Annotated in this window: 20 protein-coding genes; 13 read left to right on the forward strand and 7 right to left on the reverse strand. The window is 58.3% G+C overall.

The features are described 5' to 3' along the window. Positions 1-54: 54 nt before the first annotated feature. Entirely contained in the window at positions 55-414 is a 360-nt protein-coding gene (locus tag ABH15_RS00580; RefSeq protein WP_128692431.1) for a hypothetical protein, read from the reverse strand. A 226-nt stretch (positions 415-640) separates the two neighbouring features. Between ABH15_RS00580 and ABH15_RS00585 the strand changes: the two genes are divergently transcribed. Beyond that, positions 641-1123 (forward strand): GTP-binding protein, encoded by a 483-nt coding sequence (locus ABH15_RS00585; protein WP_128692432.1) that lies wholly within the window; start codon positions 641-643, stop codon positions 1121-1123. A gap of 56 nt (positions 1124-1179) precedes the next feature. Then, positions 1180-2007: a hypothetical protein gene (locus ABH15_RS00590; RefSeq protein WP_128692433.1), complete on the forward strand. Its 828-nt coding sequence runs from the start codon at positions 1180-1182 to the stop codon at positions 2005-2007. Positions 2008-2023: 16 nt separating this feature from the next. Here ABH15_RS00590 and ABH15_RS00595 read toward each other — a convergent pair whose 3' ends face one another. From ABH15_RS00595 to ABH15_RS00610, 4 genes are all read right to left on the reverse strand, one after another. Next, positions 2024-2764: a hypothetical protein gene (locus ABH15_RS00595; protein WP_128692434.1), complete on the reverse strand. Its 741-nt coding sequence runs from the start codon at positions 2762-2764 to the stop codon at positions 2024-2026. A gap of 46 nt (positions 2765-2810) precedes the next feature. Continuing rightward, a complete protein-coding gene (locus ABH15_RS00600; RefSeq protein ID WP_128692435.1) occupies positions 2811-3593 on the reverse strand; it encodes an RNA-guided endonuclease TnpB family protein in 783 nt (260 codons plus the stop codon). 335 nt (positions 3594-3928) lie between these two features. Continuing rightward, the gene (locus ABH15_RS00605; RefSeq protein ID WP_128692436.1) at positions 3929-4600 is read right to left on the reverse strand and encodes an HAD family hydrolase; all 672 of its coding nucleotides are present in this window, start codon (positions 4598-4600) and stop codon (positions 3929-3931) included. Continuing rightward, positions 4576-5316 (reverse strand): phosphotransferase, encoded by a 741-nt coding sequence (locus ABH15_RS00610; protein ID WP_338323519.1) that lies wholly within the window; start codon positions 5314-5316, stop codon positions 4576-4578. Before ABH15_RS00610 ends, ABH15_RS00605 begins: the two co-directional genes overlap by 25 nt. Before the next feature lie 651 nt (positions 5317-5967). On the opposite strand from ABH15_RS00610, the gene ABH15_RS00615 reads away from it, so the two are divergent. The 5 genes from ABH15_RS00615 to ABH15_RS00635 all read left to right on the forward strand — a co-directional run bounded on the left by ABH15_RS00615 (position 5968) and on the right by ABH15_RS00635 (position 8683). Beyond that, positions 5968-6447: a hypothetical protein gene (locus tag ABH15_RS00615; protein WP_128692438.1), complete on the forward strand. Its 480-nt coding sequence runs from the start codon at positions 5968-5970 to the stop codon at positions 6445-6447. After that, complete coding sequence (locus ABH15_RS00620) at positions 6440-7414, forward strand: polyprenyl synthetase family protein (RefSeq protein WP_128692439.1); 975 nt, start codon at positions 6440-6442, stop codon at positions 7412-7414. Before ABH15_RS00615 ends, ABH15_RS00620 begins: the two co-directional genes overlap by 8 nt. Positions 7415-7448: 34 nt before the next feature. Further along, positions 7449-7634: a 2-hydroxymuconate tautomerase gene (locus ABH15_RS00625; protein ID WP_128692440.1), complete on the forward strand. Its 186-nt coding sequence runs from the start codon at positions 7449-7451 to the stop codon at positions 7632-7634. A 100-nt stretch (positions 7635-7734) separates the two neighbouring features. Continuing rightward, the gene (locus tag ABH15_RS00630; RefSeq protein ID WP_128692441.1) at positions 7735-8082 is read left to right on the forward strand and encodes a hypothetical protein; all 348 of its coding nucleotides are present in this window, start codon (positions 7735-7737) and stop codon (positions 8080-8082) included. 118 nt (positions 8083-8200) lie between these two features. Continuing rightward, the gene (locus ABH15_RS00635) at positions 8201-8683 is read left to right on the forward strand and encodes a DUF2124 family protein (RefSeq protein WP_128692442.1); all 483 of its coding nucleotides are present in this window, start codon (positions 8201-8203) and stop codon (positions 8681-8683) included. Here the strand turns inward: ABH15_RS00635 and ABH15_RS00640 are convergent. Further along, a complete protein-coding gene (locus ABH15_RS00640) occupies positions 8667-10079 on the reverse strand; it encodes a sensor histidine kinase (protein ID WP_128692443.1) in 1413 nt (470 codons plus the stop codon). The two genes, ABH15_RS00635 and ABH15_RS00640, sit on opposite strands and share 17 nt — an antisense overlap. A 446-nt stretch (positions 10080-10525) precedes the next feature. Here ABH15_RS00640 and ABH15_RS00645 point away from each other — a divergent pair, with 446 nt between their 5' ends. The 6 genes from ABH15_RS00645 (at position 10526) to ABH15_RS00670 (ending at position 16963) form a co-directional block, all read left to right on the forward strand. Continuing rightward, complete coding sequence (locus ABH15_RS00645) at positions 10526-11497, forward strand: HAMP domain-containing protein (RefSeq protein WP_128692444.1); 972 nt, start codon at positions 10526-10528, stop codon at positions 11495-11497. After that, positions 11494-11730, forward strand: a complete 237-nt coding sequence (locus tag ABH15_RS00650) for a hypothetical protein (protein ID WP_128692445.1) — start codon at positions 11494-11496, stop codon at positions 11728-11730. The genes ABH15_RS00645 and ABH15_RS00650 overlap by 4 nt, the downstream gene beginning before the upstream one ends. A 281-nt stretch (positions 11731-12011) precedes the next feature. Then, positions 12012-14453: an ATP-binding protein gene (locus tag ABH15_RS00655; RefSeq protein WP_241647958.1), complete on the forward strand. Its 2442-nt coding sequence runs from the start codon at positions 12012-12014 to the stop codon at positions 14451-14453. Between the two features lie 32 nt (positions 14454-14485). Next, the gene (locus ABH15_RS00660) at positions 14486-15082 is read left to right on the forward strand and encodes a DNA polymerase ligase N-terminal domain-containing protein (protein WP_128692447.1); all 597 of its coding nucleotides are present in this window, start codon (positions 14486-14488) and stop codon (positions 15080-15082) included. A gap of 947 nt (positions 15083-16029) precedes the next feature. After that, positions 16030-16476, forward strand: a complete 447-nt coding sequence (locus ABH15_RS00665; protein ID WP_128692448.1) for an S-adenosylmethionine decarboxylase family protein — start codon at positions 16030-16032, stop codon at positions 16474-16476. A gap of 43 nt (positions 16477-16519) precedes the next feature. After that, positions 16520-16963, forward strand: coding sequence for a hypothetical protein (locus ABH15_RS00670; RefSeq protein ID WP_128692449.1), 444 nt, complete (start codon positions 16520-16522; stop codon positions 16961-16963). Between the two features lie 193 nt (positions 16964-17156). Here ABH15_RS00670 and frhB read toward each other — a convergent pair whose 3' ends face one another. After that, on the reverse strand, positions 17157-18044 hold the full coding sequence (gene frhB, locus ABH15_RS00675) for a coenzyme F420 hydrogenase subunit beta (protein WP_128692450.1): 888 nt from the start codon (positions 18042-18044) through the stop codon (positions 17157-17159). Positions 18045-18046: the final 2 nt, after the last annotated feature.

Below are 18046 nucleotides of genomic sequence, written 5' to 3' on the forward strand. Positions count from 1 at the left end.
CCGACTATTCCATATACCGCTCGTTACAAGGCAGTTGCGGTGGTGTCCGGGCGGTCATTCGCTGATCTCCTCGGCTTCGGAGATGACATCGAAGGAGACCAGGCGGAAGGTGTAGAATCGCCCGTCGTTCGCGTCGAACTCGAGAAAAACCATCAGCCCGTACTCCTCGGATATCCAGAGCGAGGACATTGCATCCTCGCCGAAGGGGTAGTACTCAAAGCCGAGACTCCCAAGTTCGCTCCGGACGGCGGCATCGTGCTCCATATCCACCGTCATCTCGTAGGTTTTACTCAGAGGAGGGTTACGCTCCTCGAGAACGGCGACCTGGAGCCGGGCAGACTGCTCCGCGATCGTCGTCCCTTCAAGGAGGGCTTCGAGACGATCGATAACCTCGTCCACCTCATCAAGCGGCATCAGATCGTACTGGGCTGTGCCGGTATATCTCTGTTAAGGGTTCACCGGTCGGCAGCCACGACCCCGCGAGAAACATTCTTTCCCGGAACATGAGATGGGTCATGAAACCTCCTTCCGGGCGCTGCAGGAGGGTGAAATTTTCTCAAGACGCCAGAATCGTGAATTATCCTGATATTCCAGCGCAAATAACGAAACAATAAAAAATATAGGCGTCGATACCTCGCTAATGGCACCGGGCAGGCTCAAGATCGTGGTCTTCGGCGGATTCAACGCTGGCAAGTCGACATTCGTGCATGCACTCGATTCCACGGCTCGCCATATCGAAGCCAGAACCGAGGGGGGGACGACGACGGTGGCGTTCGATTTCGGCAGGCTCACGCTGCTCGACCAGAGGGTCTACGTCTTCGGGACACCGGGACAGGAGCGATTTGAGTTCGTCCGGGAGATCCTCTCGCGCGGCATGGACGGAGCAGTCATCGTGGTTGATGCGACGGTGGGACTCGACACGACGACGCTCGCCGTGTATACGTGGCTGAAGGAGAAGCAGACCCCTATCGCCGTTATGCTGAACAAATGCGACCTCCTGGGCGAGATGCACGGGAAACTCGGAGATGAACTTTCCGGGGAGACGATCCACCGTATATCCGCGCAGAGCGGGGAGAACGTTCACGCTGCGATGCAGGCCTTCGTCGCCTCGCTGATCGCCTAGGAGCGATGACTATTACTGGTATCGGGCCCTTTACCTGAAGGCAGGATCTGGTGGCAATGAACGGACAGAAGTATCTTCAGGATATATCCCGCTCCCTCTCCACTTTTCTCGAGAGCGGAAGCGCAGACGACCTGGTATCCTGCCTGGTCGGGGGCAGCAACCTCCCGGGGACCCGGGCGAATCTGGAGCTCGCCGACGCGTTTGCAAAAACCGTCAGGGAGTACGCCGTGCACGATGCCGACGATCGGCGTATCCTCTGGAACCTCTGCGTGGAGTTCGCATCCATCGCCCCCGAAGATGCACCGGCGGGCGATCCGCACGAGTTCCTCTCGTTCTGCGGTATCCGTGGTATCGGGGCGATAGGCTCGATATCGCCAGCGTTCGCCGACCTCGCACTAGGAGAGCTTCACGAGGCCTCCGTCGACCCCCGCTGGCGGGAGCGGGAGGCGGTGACGATGGGGCTTGCCGATATGATCACGGCGGTCCGGGATAAGACTCTTACCGAGCTCGAGGCCTGGGTCGAGAGCGGGGCCTGGCTCCCGATGCGGGCGGCGGCGGCAGGGGTCGCCGAACCGGAACTCCTCAAAGATCCCGCAGTCACCGAGGCGGCGTTAAAGCTCCACCGGAAGATCCTGATCCGGGTATACACCGCCGCAGACCCGTGCTCCGAGGAGTTCGCCGTGCTCCGGAAGGGCCTCGGGTATACGCTGAGCGTCGTCGTCAGCGCCCGGCCGGAAGAGGGATTCGAGTATCTCCGCCAGCTCGCGGAGCTCGACAACACCGACATACGGTGGATCGTGAAGGAGAACTTAAAGGAGAGCAGGCTTGCAAAGCAGTTCCCCGAGAAGACCGCAGCAATCCGCGATATTCTCCTGCAAGTCTGATAGAGGGGGAGGGAAGTCACCCCACAATCGCCGACGCCGTCTCATCGAACGGATTCGTCCGCATGGCAAGCGAGAAGAGGTAGGGATAGTTCTTCTGCAGGTACTCCATGTAGTCGAGCCACTGGAGAACGAGGAGCCGGTAGATCCGGTCGATATCGCCGCTGAGGTGCGCAAGGTCGGTATCCGGCAGCGACTCAAATCCGGGACGGCGCTCGAGCTCCTCAGTGAGGTGAAAGACGGCGCGGAGGAGTTCGGTGAACGACTCGTGCTCGAGCAGCGTCGGGTTCTCGAGCATACGGAGCATGAGATCTTCCCGGGAGATGAGGAACTGCTTCAGCCCGGCGAGATCGATCCGGTCGATCGCGACATCGTATGGATAGGTGCGGAGTTCCCGATCCACCTTCCGGAACGTCTCCTCAGTCCAGTTGTCCGAGACAACCAGGCTCTGGCGGATCTCGGGAAGGTGCGGATCGTTATCGGAGAGGTACACCAGGAGTTTCGTCCCGACCGCCGAGAAAAACGTCCCGATGACCATATTCAGTTTTTCAAGTCTTTTGCGCCGGTCACGGAGATCGAGCATCTGGTGAATGACGAGCGTCACCAGCAGCACCTCGAGAGGGACGAACGCGATATCGCCGAGCGTATAGATCCCGATATGGTGGAGATCCTGGAATACAAGGTAGTGAAGGCCGTAGAGGCCGACGGAGAGGGCGATGAGTCCGGCCGCAACGGCGATCAGCCAGTGTGAATCTTTCATCCTGTGATATTTTCAGCTCAGCCTCCTCATTAAGGATCGGTGACCGTCACCTTCCTCCGCACGCCATCACCGCCGGGCGCTCAAGCAGGAAGAGAAGATTTTCTGCATGAATGGATTCCGACATGCCCCCCACCAGAGCAGATGAAGGAAGGCCTGGAGTTCTGCGGCGTTCGCGCAGGATCCTCACCGGGGTATCGGTGCTCCCGTTGCACGCAACCCTGTCTGCGTGCAAGCGATCGACGCTGCATGATGCAGACGCGATATTGAACGCCGCGTTCACATCGGCGTGATCGGCGTGCCCGCAGTGCGGGCACTCAAATCGTTTTCGCCTCCTCGTGCCTGTCTCGCCGCACCGGCTGCAGTGCTTCGACGTACATACCGGGTTGACGTAGGCGACCTGCACGCCCACTTTTCGTGCTTTGGTCTCCACCATCTTCTGGAACTGGAAAAACGAGCCGTTATCGAGCGAAAACTCTATGGAAGCGGTCTTCTTTCGCTTCCGGATCTGCCTCGTGCTGAAGAGCTTCTCAAACTTGATGCCGCATTCGAGCATGCGGGCAAGGTTCACGATCTCTTTGCTGATCCGGTGATTCAGATCCTTCAAAATACTGCGTTCGCGGTCTTTTATCCGCCTGGCCTTCGTGTACTTCCCGGCTTTCCGGTACCTCTCGAGGAGGCTTCGACACTTCGCGGCGACGTGCGGAGCCTTCTTTCCCAGCTTCATCACTTTGCCGGAGGCCGGATGAGCGACGACGGCGATATGCCCGGTCGTGTTCAGATCCACGCCGATCCACTGGTCGGGCAGGAGATCACCACGGGGAAATGCCATCACCTCTCCCCGCAGAGTCTTGAGCGACGATACACGAAGCGTTGTCTGTAGCCAGGTTTTGTCTCTCGATCAGATTCACCTCCGGGCTTAGAAACTCCTCTGACCCGAGACAATATATACATTTCGCCAAAGGCATATAGTTTGACTGATGAGATATAGAAAAGAATATACCAAACGCGCCCAACCCTATCTATGGGGACCGGGGTGGAGTGAAACCCGCATCGACGAGGAGATCAGAATACGAGATGAGAGCGCCACCCTTGCCGCAGCAGATCCTTTCCTGCACCTACCTTTCCATACGCTTCACCCCTCCCCGATTATGGTTCACCCATTTTTCACAGACCGAAATATCTCCATGCTTCGTCAATAAACAACGCCTGCATCCCGATCTTCATCGGCGCGACGACATCGTTCTCATAGCTGTCCCCGATGAAGAGCGCGTCTTCGGGAGCGAGGTTCATCCGGTCGAGCGCCATTATGAAGATACGCGGATTCGGTTTCTTACATCCCACATCGGAAGAAAAGATCACAAAATCGAACCGGTCATAAAAACCGAGCGCTCTCATTTCGAGCTCCGAAAAAACCCGCTGACCGTTCGAAACGACTCCCCGGGGAAGATCCTGAAAAGTATCGAGCAGCCGATGGCTCTTGATATGGGCATGCAGTCGCCGGAGTGAAGCTGCCCGGAACGAACGGGCAAGCTGGACGCCCAGCTGCTTCTCGTCGATCTTCCAGATGGCATGCTCCGCACAGATACTTGCAAAGGCCTCCTCCACCCGGACATCAGGGTATCGCTCCCACGATGCCTCCATCTGCTCCCGCACACGTTGCTTGTAGGTATCGCGCAATCGATCCGGCGTTATCCGAACACCCTGATAGATGAGCCAGTTACTCAGCACCTCGTAGGTACGAGTACTTCCCTCATCGGTTTTGATGTCGATGAGGGTATCATAGCAGTCAAAAAGGACGCCTTTTACCTTTTTCAAGTCAAACGGGACTTCAAGCATGCCTTTGCCTCCCTTATGAGATGTTCCCTGTGAGAAGGTGCCCATCGGAGCCGCGCGATCCGCATATACCCAAAAGCCATAAAAAACGGCAGTATGTCGGTTACCCGATGAAAATCATCCTCTCCTTTGCTATAGTGCCAGAGGAAATGACCGATATAGGGCTCGCTCAGTTCACTGTTGCCGAATCGAGACGCAAAGAAATGCTTCATCTCAGCACAGAGAACACCCGGATCATGGATCGGATGCGCATTCCTCCATCCACTTTCAAAATCGATTGCATAGACTTTTCCGTCGGAAAAGAGGTAATTGGCCGGGGTTGCATCCCCGTGAATCATAGAACCCCGGAAACCGTGAAGGAGCTCGGCATCCCACCACCTTCCAAGAAGGTGATTGAACTGCTCCCGTTGATCGCGATCCAGCCGATTCTGGGCGATTACGTTGTGAAATTGTCCGAATTCACGCTGAATATTGCACGAACCACACATACCGTCATGGAGTCTCCGGAGCAGCGCTGCAACCGATGTGAGGCGATCAAAGAGCTGATGCTCCCGCCGGAGAAACTTCCGGAGCGCTACACCCTCGATGTAGTCGGTCACGACGACATTGTGAAAATCACTTCGGTACGTGATCGGCCGGGGGACAGGGATCACCTTTGAAGCCCTCTTGAGGCGCCGATATTCGTTTTTCATCGCTTTTTCTCTGTCATACCGCCTCATCACGCCTGTCGGCTCACCGAAAAACTTACCGACAACGCTGAAACCCTCACCTGAGAACGCATACCTGCACACCGTATGAGATGCCGGGCTGATCCTGTACACCCGTACTGTGCACTCCGGATTACGTATCCTGTCACCGAGCACCTCGACCAACCAGTCCCTGAACCGATCGCCCGGCCGCAACAGATTTACGTACTGCTCCGCCACGTTTCAAAAACCTCCTCGTGATCTGTTCGAGATTACCCCCCGGTTGCCGGCAGTTTTATCGACAGTTCCCGTCCTTCCGCTGCCCTCGGCAATGAATGCATGGTACGCATCACACCCCAGCACCCGCATATACAGAGCGGAGTTCTGAAGAAGAACGCACGTACCAGCCCTTGAAGATTCATTCTTCCCACGTTCTCCTCTCGCTCACAGGAACCTTCCACTACGCCAACCTGACCCGGGGTAAACCGATAACCCCGGATAAGAGGTAAATACGTTTCGACCGCCGGAAGATACCGGCAAACTACACCCATAACTGCCAGGTGGAACACAGAGAAGGAGAAGGCGTACTCGTGCCACCCACACATTATTAATTTATGCGGTATTCCTACACTACCAGTCACCCAGGAGACTATCTTACCGTCAATGGAGGGGGATCCAAGCGCTATGGACTATCGCAGACATTTTCACCCTGCACAGGTCGAACCGCTGACAGGATGGAGCATCGGCGGATCCCTCATGGAGCTCGGCATCGCAATCTGGCAGGCGGTGTGTATCGGTGTAGCCAGGTCACCCCTCATTCTGCCCGTGATCTGCACCATTCTCCTGCAGTACGCAGCACATCCTCTCAATGATCTGATAGACCGCGACTTCGATGCAGCGGCAAAGAGCCCCGAGACCGGGCGGGTCAAACCGCCCGTAGCGGGAACGGCGGCGGAGGCGGAGCTGAAAGCATTAAGCGCTGCCCTGATCCTCATCGCTGCCTTCAGAGGCCGGGTCGACGCCGTGTGCCGGACATATCTCCGGGGCACCGAGGCGCCATTCGAGGCGAAATGCGGCCGTATCCGGCCTTTGCAACGCTACGCGAGTATCTTCTGCTCGGTCACCCTCCTGACCATCTGCGCGGGGGTGCGACCCCATGGGTGACGGAATTCCGTTTGCCGAGTTTCTCGCCGGAGTCAGGCCCGCTATCGACCGGCGTATCGAAGGAGTGGCAACAGAAGACGGTACCCTTGACGACGACGTAGTCCGCCTGCTCCTGAAAGGCAAGCGGATGCGGGGAGGACTCCTCCTCTGCACTCATGAAACGCTCGCCAACGGCAACGGAAGATGGCATCAGGCGCTCGACCTTGCCTGTGCGGTGGAACTTGCCCATGCATCGAGCCTCATCCTCGACGACATGCTGGACGAGGATACATTCCGCCGGGGGGTCGGCACCCTTCACCTCACACGGGGGCAGAAGCAGGCGATGCTGGATACCATCGGCGTCCTCTCCCTCCCCTATGCACTCGCCGCGCCGTACGGCGCAGAGTACGTCACCATGCTCGCATCGACCCAGCGGAGTATGGCATCGGGGGTGATGGCGGAACTCGCTTCCTCCCAGCATCTTCCCGCACCGGCACTCTACGATAGCGTCATCACCAGGAAGACCGGCCATCTCTTCTCGCTCACCGCGGCCTGGGGATGCATGGCTGCGGGGCAGAACCATAGCATGACGAATGCATTTGCCCGCTACGGCCTCAGGGTCGGGAAGGCGATGCAGATAGCCGATGATATCGCCGATCTCTCCCTGATCGTATCGGGCGGAAAGCAGAGCGGGTTCGGATCGGAGATTCCGCTCCTGCGCCGTATCTGCGGCGATGAACGCTGCACCGAACTTCTGCAGGACATCAGACAGAGACATTCCGAGCCCTCGAAACTGCAGCGCCTCTGGTCGGCAGGAAAGGTCAAGCAGGCATTGGCGGCGATCCTTGACGTCGAGGTGATGCGGTCAACGGAGAGCCTCCGGCAGCTCCCGGAACGGGAAGTCTTCGCCCGGGCAGCCAGGGAGATCGTCGGCATGGTGCTCCGGGAAGAAGCGCCCCGCGAGCGGGTGTCGGAAAACAGAGTATAAATAACCGTCCGATCAATGTGAGAAAGAGAAAATCATGCCTGTCGTAACCATACAGATGTCGAAGGGCCGGTCGCTCGAACAGAAGCGACAGCTCGTTGAAGAGATCACAAACACGATCGTCAATACCCTCGGGGTCGATCCGGGCTGGGTCACCGTCCTGATCAACGAGCTCGAACGTGAGAATATTGCAAAATCCGGCAAGCTCCTCAGCGAGTCGTAACTCCAACGCATCCCATCTTTCCTGCAGGCAGCACACGGCAACGGTAAAATAGCCCCGGCGAGCATGATGAGATACGGCACTCCGCCGCGGAAGGGATCCTATGACACGCACCCTTGACGAGAGAGACGTAGCGATACTCAGAAAACTCGCCCCCGAGTACGAGGGAGTTCTCTGCCCCGAGTCGGGGCACGAATTTCACTCGATACTCCCGCCGGTCTCAAACCACATCGCGGAAGATGAGGCGGATTTTGCGGGGCGGATCGGTCGCCTATCAGAGGATGACTGGCGTTACCTCACCGAGCAGATCCTGAAAGGACGCGAGAGCCTCTCGTGCATGCCCGAAGAGGACGTCGATCTGGTGCTCCGGGAGATAACGGTGCATGTCTCGGAAGAGACCGCCGATCGGGTCAGGAGACTCTACCACCTCTCCGAGTGCGGGATCTTATAGACCTGTAAACCCCGCGCCTCCCGGCGGCCCGGCCGGAGAACCCTTCTCTGCAGGCGGGGCATCCCGATTCAGGTGCCCGGATCCAGAGATTTATAGGATAGCAACCCCACCTGACCGTATGGAATTATCCGAACAGCTCTCGAGCGTGCCCGGGATCCTGCGGCCGTTCAAGGCATTCATCACGGAAATGGGGCTTGCCGAAGGAGCCCAGATCGTCTACTACGGCTGCCCCGGCACCTGCACGCCGTTCGTCGAACTGCTCGCATTCGCCATCCGCGACCTGCCGCTCTCCCAGGTCTTCGTGCCCTACGTAGACGAACTCGGCGCCCGGAAGCTCCGGATGGTGACCGAGGTGGGGATGCAGGTGAGTGCAGAGCCGGCAACCGTCAATCCGGCCGTGACCGTCCTGATGGGGGGGCTATCGATGCCGAACGTCCCCGTCTCCCGCGATCAGGTGCTCACGACCGTCGGGGCGCACCAGTCGTCCGCCCTGGTCGGCGTCTGCTTCATGAAGATGTTCGAGAAGATGGGGTGGCTCGAATCGTTCGACTTCGACCTCATCATCGACGCCACGATCGAACCGGTCAACATCTGGAAGTGATCGGCCGGCCCGCGGTGAGCCGGGCTGCCGGTTGCCCCACTTTACGCAGGGTGAACCGGAACGCCGCTCCTGCCTCCGGCCTGCCGGTCACCCGGTCGTCCGCCCGGATTGTGCCGCCGTACCGCTCGACAAGCATCCTTGCGATGAAGAGGCCGAGGCCTTTCCCGCTCTTCTTCGCCTTTCCTCGTGCAAACCGGCAGAATATGCGTGACTTCATAGCATCAGGGACGCCGGGGCCGGTATCCTCCACCGTGACCTCGACGTCCTCGGCGTTCTCGGCGACCTTCACGGAGACCCGTACGTCCGGGGCACCGAACTTGAGGCTGTTTCCAATGAGATTTGTGAAGACCTCCGGAAGGAGATCGTCCGCAGCGACCAGAACCGGAGTTCCATCGTAGACGATATCCGCGTCCGGGTGATGACTGATCTCAGCTCTGATGATCTCGTCGAGGTCAACCGTCTGCAGGGTGTAATCCTGCGACCGGAGACGACGGATGGTGGAAACATTCTGGATGATCTCGATGCTCCGCTGTATCCCGGTACGGAGCTTTCTGACCATTTCACGCTCTCCGTCGTTCAGGATCTCGACGAGCAAGTCGGTGTACCCGAGGGCGACGGCGTTGGCGTTGTTAATATCGTGCACCATGATGTCGAGGTAGAGGTTCGCGTCCTCATTTGCCACGCGCAGCGCCTCCTCCACCCGTATCCGGTCGGTGATATCCTTCCCCGAGCAGAGGAAACCGGTTATCGCACCCGTCTCGTCACGAAGAGCGCTGTCCTGCCACAGGACGGTATACTCCGCTCCCTCCCGGGAGACGATCGGCATCTCCTTCTGATCGAATGCCGCCGCATCCCCCGCCATAATCCGGGTGAACGCCTGCCTGGCTTCTTCCCGGTGCCGTTCCGGAACGACGGTATCAAACCAGTTCTTTCCGATAAGTTCGGCTTCGGGATATCCGAGCAGTTCGGATCCGCGCCTGTTGACGAGGCCGATCGTCTGGTCGGTATTGATGATGACGAGAAGAACACCTGCGGTATCGAGGATCGTCTGGATACGATCCTTCTCACGCTGGATTATCCGCTGCTGCCCCTTGAGCTGGTCGCTTAAGGTGGCAACGACGAATGCGATGACGATGAACATCAGTGCCCGGAAGTAATCGTTAAGCGTCAGGTCTTCCGGCCTGAAGAGGAGGCTGCTCACCACGACAAGCCCCGCAAGGGACAGGGCGACGAGGACACTCTTCTTCTCCCACCACAGGGCGCTGAGAATAATGGGAATATAGAAGAAATGCGAGAAGACCGTGCCCAGCGTCAGTATGGCGTGGAAGTAGTATGTCAGGAATACCGAAACGGCCAGCAGGACGGCCATGATGAGTATACGGTACCTCTCGTGCATCGCGGATCTACCTTGCTACCATCTGTAATTCATCATTAATATAATTATACCAATATAAAAATAAACATATCGGGGTGAACACGAGGTATTCCAGGGAATCAATGGGAGCACTGTCGATTCAGGGCCACCCGGCCGGGGGACTGCGTTTCACGTTGCCATAGGTCATACCAAAAGCAGTCGGTACCAGTGGCGGCCGGAAGCGGCCGTTGCAGGACTGCTGCCTGGCGCCCGGGCGAAGCGGGCAGCCCGCGGCGGAGGGTATTGTGATCAATAGAGAATATCTACCAGATATAGAATAATGGCATAAAAGATATAGCCTCACCACCTGACTATTCTCCGGACGGTTCTGCCGAAACAGGCACCACCCACGGGCCTGACCGGATGCTTTCCCGCATAGGAGGTTTCGGCATCCGGCCGACTACCAACAGGCAAGGAATGACCGTAGCATGAAACTACCCATACTGACAAAACTTCTGATTGTGATGCTCGCCGTCTCCATCGTTCCGCTGGGCATCCTCGGGTACGTCGCTCTTGACGATTCACGGCAGCTCTCAAGCAGCATTGCGGGTGAGGCAAGGAGTATCGGAGAACTCTCAATTGCGGAAAGCACCTCTGCACTGAACGCTCTCGGCGAGGAACTTGTCAAGACGAAAGCGCAGGATGTCGCACGCCAGGTTGAGATCTACCTTGCCGCACACCCCGGGATGACGATCGATGATCTCCAGAGCGATCCCGAATTCCAGGACATCGTCGTCCAGCCGGTCGGAGAGACGGGATACACCACCGGGATGGACGCGGATACGCTGATCGGCCTCTTCCACAAAGACCCGGCAATAGTCGGCACCGACTACCACAATATGAGAACCGACAATCCGAAGTTCTACAAGCTTCTCGAGAGCGGGTGGGGGTATATCGACCTTTCCGGCTACTACCCCTGGACCGACCCGGACGGTGCCGTCCGCGACACGTACGGCTACTACGTGGTCGTTATGACGCCGACGGTGGATAATGTGTTCCTCCGTATCGGTGCCACCGTCTACATCGACGAGTTTTCAGAGCCCGCGAGGAATACCGAAGCGACCATTCGCGAGCATCTCACCGGCGTGGAGGAGACGATCGCTATGAAGACCGGTGCCACATCGACCCAGAACACCATTCTCATCATTACAGTCCTGACAATGGCGATCATCGGCATCGTCTCCTATGCATTCGCACGTACCATCACGAATCCACTCCGAAACCTCCGCGACATCGCCGACAGGGTCAGCATGGGAGATATGGAGAATACCGGGGTCGATATAAAAACCGGTGATGAGATAGACGAACTCGGCGAGTCGTTCCAGCGGATGATCATCAGCCTCCGCTACTACATGGATGCGGCACGCCCGGCAGATGACGACGGGGAGGAAGAGGCATGACGGCATATGGCAGGTACCAGACGATGATCATCAACGCACTCGCACGAAAACTCGGCCCCGCCGCGACAGACTTTGCAAAAACAAGTGCAAAACGTGCAAATATGCGGTTTGAGGATCTGACGCCGGAGACGGTCGAAGGATTTGCGGCACGGGTCGAGGAGAACCTTACCAGGTATGTCCCCACGGGAGAAGCGCAGTTCGTTGCAAATACCATCCGGAAGCTTCGAGCCTGAAGAACCACATCTTTTTTCGATCCCCTCCGGCCGGGAGGGCTCACGCCGCCCCCGTCCCGCCGGATACGTTCTCGCCCGGCAAACAGGCAAATAGGTAACTCTAATCTGGTTTCAAAAGAAACTATGGGATTGAAACGAACCGGCGGGACACCCGCATCCGCACAGCCCGCCGGTTCACGGAACAGATGTACCGACCGGCGTAAACGGCCGGAATAACTGAACCGAAGAGAACTACTGGTGGAACAGCCGTGTCAGCAGACCTTACCGAAGCTTTGAAATCAATGTACTTTCCGGATACCGATCTCCCGACACTCGCCGGAGCATTCCCCCCCTCCGTAACCGAGTATCTCAGGGAGTGTCCGGTTTCGGAGACCCGCGACATCATCGAGACACTCCTCTATGTCTACATCGCAGAGAACAGCTGCTACCGGAACGGCAGAGGGCAGGGCGTAGTCGAACAGAGCTGCTTCGCCTATACATCCGGCCCGCTCTTCACCCTCAAACAGCTCGATCTCGTCAAAGAAGGGAAATTTTACGGGATGACGGTCATCAGGACGACTCCCGCAGGAGAGCGGATAGCCGCGCCGCTGATGAGCAGCAGGCTCACCGGGATCGATATCGGGGAACTGGCCGAGTGCACCCACACCATCGTTCCGGTGCTGCTCGCCGGGACGGTAAAGGGCTCGTACGTCAACAAGACGTTTCCCGCATCGCTCCCGAAGAATGAACGGACGTTCATCAACTTCCTCTTAAATAACAACCCGTCGCTCTTCCGGGAGTGTGAGGGGTTCGCCGCCAGGCTGAAGGAGGCGGGGTGTGCGGCACTCGCGTACGCCTACGACCTCGACGGGTGCCGGACCGAAGGAACGGCGTATACGTTCCCGCCCGAGTTCCCCTATATCCTGAAAGGGGTGCTCGAACGCATCGATCCCGATACCCGCGACCGGTACGAGGCGCTCCTCGACGATCTGTACTCACGGTATACAGTCCTCCGCTACCTGGCAACGGGGGAGGAGGCCGACCGGGTGAAGGCCTCGTCCACCCACCGGAGGGAGCTTCTCCGCACTCTCGAGATCCTCGGGGACGCCGTCTGCATCCTCGAACACGCCCCGTTAAACGACGAAGCAGGCCCGGTCAGGTGCCTCATCAGGGATCGCTCAGTCTACGACAGCCGCATTGCAGACCTCGGCCGGGCGCTCATGCGGGAGGTCGCGAGGGTGCTCGATCTCGAGAGACCGGCGCCGATCGCCGCTCCTGCCCGCGAACCGCGGTTCGATCCGCACCCGCCCCTCCCGGCACCGGAGGAGCGAGTAATCCCGGAGAAGGATGATGCCATAGCATACCCCCTGCCAGAGGCTGCCATCGAGAGCGGGATAACACCTGATGACGATCTTCCGGAGAGCCTTCCGCTCCCTGCACTGGAGGATGCCGTCAGGAGCGAAGAAGCACCGGCGGAGACAAAAGAGGATGGCGATGCTGAAGCGGCGGAAGAAGAGTCCCCCGTCCCGGCACCTGCTCCCGTCCCGAAGGAGACACCGCAGAAGAGGGCAAAGAGATCCCGGAAGAAAGAGGAGGAGGAGGCCGCACCCCGGGAGGAGCCGCTCCCGGTTCCGGCGCCGGGAGAGGATCTGGACGTCTTTCTCGGCTATACAGGGGAAGGGGAGCAGGTCTTCTGGTCTCCGGGGAAGCTGAACAACGGGCATATGATCATCCTCGGAGGGTCGGGAGCGGGCAAGACCGAGACGATCCGGTGTATCGCCGGAGAACTCAGCGCCAGAAACCTGCCGGTCGTGTTGATCGACTTCCACGGCGATATGGCCTCGACCACAGGGCCGCTCCGCTCGTATAAGATCCGCGAGGGCGGATCGTACTACTTCAACCCCCTCGAGCTCGACGCCGAGATCGACGAGATCAGCCCGCTGCGTGCGACGTCAGACTTTGTCGACGCCATCTCCATCAACTTCCCGACGCTCGGCATCCAGCAGCGCCGCAAGATCAAGACCATCATCAAGGACTGCTACCGGATGGGCGGGATCACCGGAGATACCGCGACCTGGTCGCGGACGCTCGACTTCGACGACATCGAGGCGGAGATCATGGAGTGCGAGGACGAAGCGATCCCCGCATACCTCGAGGATATCTTCGACTACAAACTCTTCTCGGGCGAGGAGAAGATTGCCATCCCGACCATCCTCTCCGGCGGGGTAACCCACATCAACTTAAGCGCCCTCCCCGAGAGCCTCCGCGCCCTCTTCGCCGACCTCTTCCTCCGCCGGATCTACTACACCCTGCAGGCGATGGGGGAGATCCCACGGGGAACCGAGAGCGAAACGGAGAAGTTCCGCCTCTTCGTCATCGTCGACGAGGCAAAACTCCTGGTCAGCCAGAAAAGCGGCTCGAAGGCGACCGTAAAGGCGGTCTTAAACAAGTACGCCACCGAGATGCGGAAGTTCGGCGTCTCCCTGATCCTCGCCTCCCAGCTGATCGCCCACTTCAATGAGGAGATCCTGGCCAACATCGCCGTGAAATTCTGCATGCGGGCAGAGAATAAGAAACAGGCACAGGAGAACGCGAAGTTCTTCGAGGTGAGCGAAAAAGACCTCTTAAACTTCCAGCCGGGAGAGGGGATCCTCATCATCGGCTCGGAGAAGATGAACGTGCGGATCGTTCCGACCATGGGGCGGAACCTGCAGGCCGTAGATAACCCTTATGTAGAGGAGTGACCACCCCTGCACTGACCCGGGAGCGATGCAGCATGACAGCGGATGATGCACTGAAAGAGTATCGGGAGCGGCGTAACTTCGACCGGACGCCGGAGCCGCTTCCAGAACCGGAGAAGACCGGGCGGCGCCCCATCTTCGTCATCCAGAAACACGATGCCCGAAACCTCCACTACGATTTCAGGCTGGAAGCAGACGGGGTGCTCAAATCCTGGGCGGTTCCAAAGGGGTTCTCCACCGACCCTGCAGAGAAGCGTCTTGCCGTGCCGACCGAAGACCACCCGCTCGAGTATGCCGAGTTCGAGGGGGTCATTCCGGCGGGCGAGTATGGGGCGGGCACGGTGCTCGTATGGGATACGGGCACCTACCGGAACGAGACCGAACGGAACAAAACCCCCATCTCCGTCCGTGAAGCGCTTGAGAACGGCCATCTCTCCATCTGGCTCGAGGGCGAGAAGCTACGCGGCGGATACGCTCTCACCCGCTTTAAGACCGGCAGGGATGAAGCCTGGCTGATCGTCAAGAAGAACGATGCCGAGGCGAACCCCCACCGTAGCCCCGTTACCACCGAACCGCGATCCGTCCTGACCGGCCGGACGCTCGAAGAGATTGCGGCGGGCAGGCAGGCATGAGGCAGGATCCGGATTCACCGGATCAGCGCCGGACCGGAGAGATCCCGCCGGAGATGGGAGAGTATATCTGCCCCTTCTGCGGCAGGATCTTCAGGACTCATGCCGAACTCCACCGGCACATCCGGAGAGAGCACCGTACCCCACCGGGACTCCGGTAGCACCGGCCTATACTATCTATCCCCGGCACAGACAGGCAGACCTCAGAGAGAAGCGTATGCGGCAGGCGATGCACCCTTCGCCGCCAAATCCCTCATAGCAGCTATTCCGGAGGGCGCAGATGACTTGCATGAACCAGCCCATGGAGCAGAACCCCGGGGCTGTCCCGAAGGGAACGGCAACCGCCTTCTGATCCGGCGGCAGGCGGCAGGTGAGAGGATACCCGCCGCCCCCCACCAGCTGCGGCACCCTCGCGCCGATGCGCCCTCCATCCGATATGAGGGTTTGCCCCGCTGTCCCGGTCGGGGGGAGAACGGGCGCTCGGGCGGGCGTCCGGAGCACCCCCGTAGTCACCGGGCGCATCCCGGGAGGTACCGCCGCAGGGCAACCTCGAGACGCAATCCGCTGAAATAAGCAATTACACTGCCCTGATGCCCGGTGAGCCGACCGGGAACCCGGCCAGGTAGTATCGAATGCAGGTGCCCTCGATCACCTGAAACAGACCGGTGGGGGCATGTGAGAGACAAAACGGCACCTGAAGGGCAAACGCACATTACGTGTTACTGCGACAGAAAATTTACACACCAGACTGGAAATAAAACGCGGAAAGTCATTTTTTTCCAATTAGGGCAAAAATTCGCATTTTATTTTCCAAGGCACACGGGATACGTCGAGGTATTCCAAAACAAACAGCGTATTCTCATTAGCACGATAAAAAAATTTAAAACCTGAACCGTCGACAACTACTTAGATCATTTCGATCGGATGGATTTTTCCACAGGTGAACAAACATGACAACCAATGTTGTTGCAAACAGCCCCATGGCAAACAACGCCGTGGCATCGATGGTAAGCGACCAGGAGATCATCGCGGAGTACAAGCAGCGCCAGGCCTGGGGGCTCTACATGAGCGTCGACCTCAAGGAGTGCGACCCCGCAGCAATCAGAGACGCCGAGACGATTCACCGGTTCGTCGTCGAACTCTGTGATCTGATCAACATGAAGCGCTTCGGCGAACCGCAGATCATCCACTTCGGCCCGAACGAGAGGGTTGCCGGCTACTCCATGACCCAGCTGATCGAGACCTCGTGCATCACGGCACACTTCGCGAACGAGACGAATGGGGCATACCTCGATATCTTCAGCTGCAGAGAATACGGCCCAGCGATGACCGCAGAGTTCTGCAAGACCTTCTTCGGTGCAAAGTCGGTTACCTACAACGTACTGTTCAGAGACTAAAGTAGAAGCATATTTTCACCCCGGATGTATTAACCGAAGAAATATGTTGAGAGCAGAGGCTCTCGTCCGGCGTGAAGGGTGGATCGCACCGTATCCATCCGATCGCATCTTTTTTCCCGCTGCTATCATCTTTGGCGTTGAGCAGGATTACCTTGATACGCATATCGTTCCATTCATGAAGCAAAACGGCATCATAGCGGTTTCAGTCCCCGGTTTACAGAAGGACCTTACTGAAGGCATCCCTGCCGTGCTGCAACCTTTCTGGGAGGAGCATATGAGCTTCCACTCCTCCGAATGGTGGAGAGCGCTCTGGAAGCTGTCGCCCGATATAACCATTGAACACTATTTCTCACACACCCGTCACAGCGATGCATGGAACGACTGGCTGCAATCCAGTAATCCTCACGCACAGGATGACATTAGCATGATTGAGGCTGAAAACGGGGAGTATTTCGATACAATCGGCCTTGTTGCAACCGTTCACTAGCACATCTTTTTTTTGCCGCCGGCCGGCACATACCAACAACACCTTGCTATGGAAGTATCGTCCGGGGAAGCGGAGGTCACGCACGGCCATCCGACGTTCGGAGCAGGGGCTCGCGGATCAGCCCGGACCCCGCCACGCCGGTAGCTCCGGAGAATAGCGGTTTACAGCAGAGGCGCTTAAAAAAAGAGTGGTTTTAGGGAGTCTCGTACGGGTTGCGGAGAGCCTTCGGCGTTCCGTCCGACTTCAGACCGAACGATTTGCGCTCGTCGACGTGCTTCTGGTTCTTCGTGATCTTCTCGGTTGCGAGCTTCTTCACGAGGTCAAGACCGGGCTTGACATCTGCCATGTCCTTGGTCTCAAAGAGGCCAGCGGCCATTGCGCCGTCCCAGACAGCGTTACCCTTGTTCGAGCGGACGAAGACGGTGCTCCATCCGTCGGGGCTTCCGACGGAACCGGTCGAGATGTCGGCGAGATTTGCAACATAGTCGAGGCAGACGTGACACCCGGGCTGCACATACTTGTGGATGTACTTTAAGGGCATCTGGCTGACTGCACCGCGCTCGGTGTAGACCGTGAACTTGCCCTTGCCGATGTCCATCTTCTTGACAGATTCCATCTTCTGGTTGCAGTGATCCTCGACGATCGCCTCGAGTGCCTGGTAGGAGAGATTCTCCATACAGTAGATACCGAGGACGAGGGCGATCTTGTCGTCGACGTCACGCATGCCGATCGGGTAGAGCTGGCACTTCCGGGTCGCCTGCACCTGGCAGGGCGTCCCGACGATACCAACACGGTCAAGACCGTAGCTGCGGGTTGCCTCCTTGATCAGCTGCAGGTTCGGGCTGATGGTATACCGGGTTCCGGCTGCCGCCAGGAGTTCTTCCTTCGTGGTTACGACCATGGGCTTGGGCTTCCAGGGCTCGTCGCTCGGGCCTGCAACGATGGCACCGTCGATGATGCCTTCTTCGAGTGCATAGGCAAAGAGCGTGGTAACAATACCTCCGTCCTGGGCCTTCTTCTGGATGTCCTTGTCTGCCGACCGTGCGGATATGACAGACTTGTAGTTGCCAAGTACGTCCATTT

Source organism: Methanoculleus taiwanensis (assembly GCF_004102725.1).
In the GTDB taxonomy this organism is placed as follows: domain Archaea; phylum Halobacteriota; class Methanomicrobia; order Methanomicrobiales; family Methanoculleaceae; genus Methanoculleus_A; species Methanoculleus_A taiwanensis.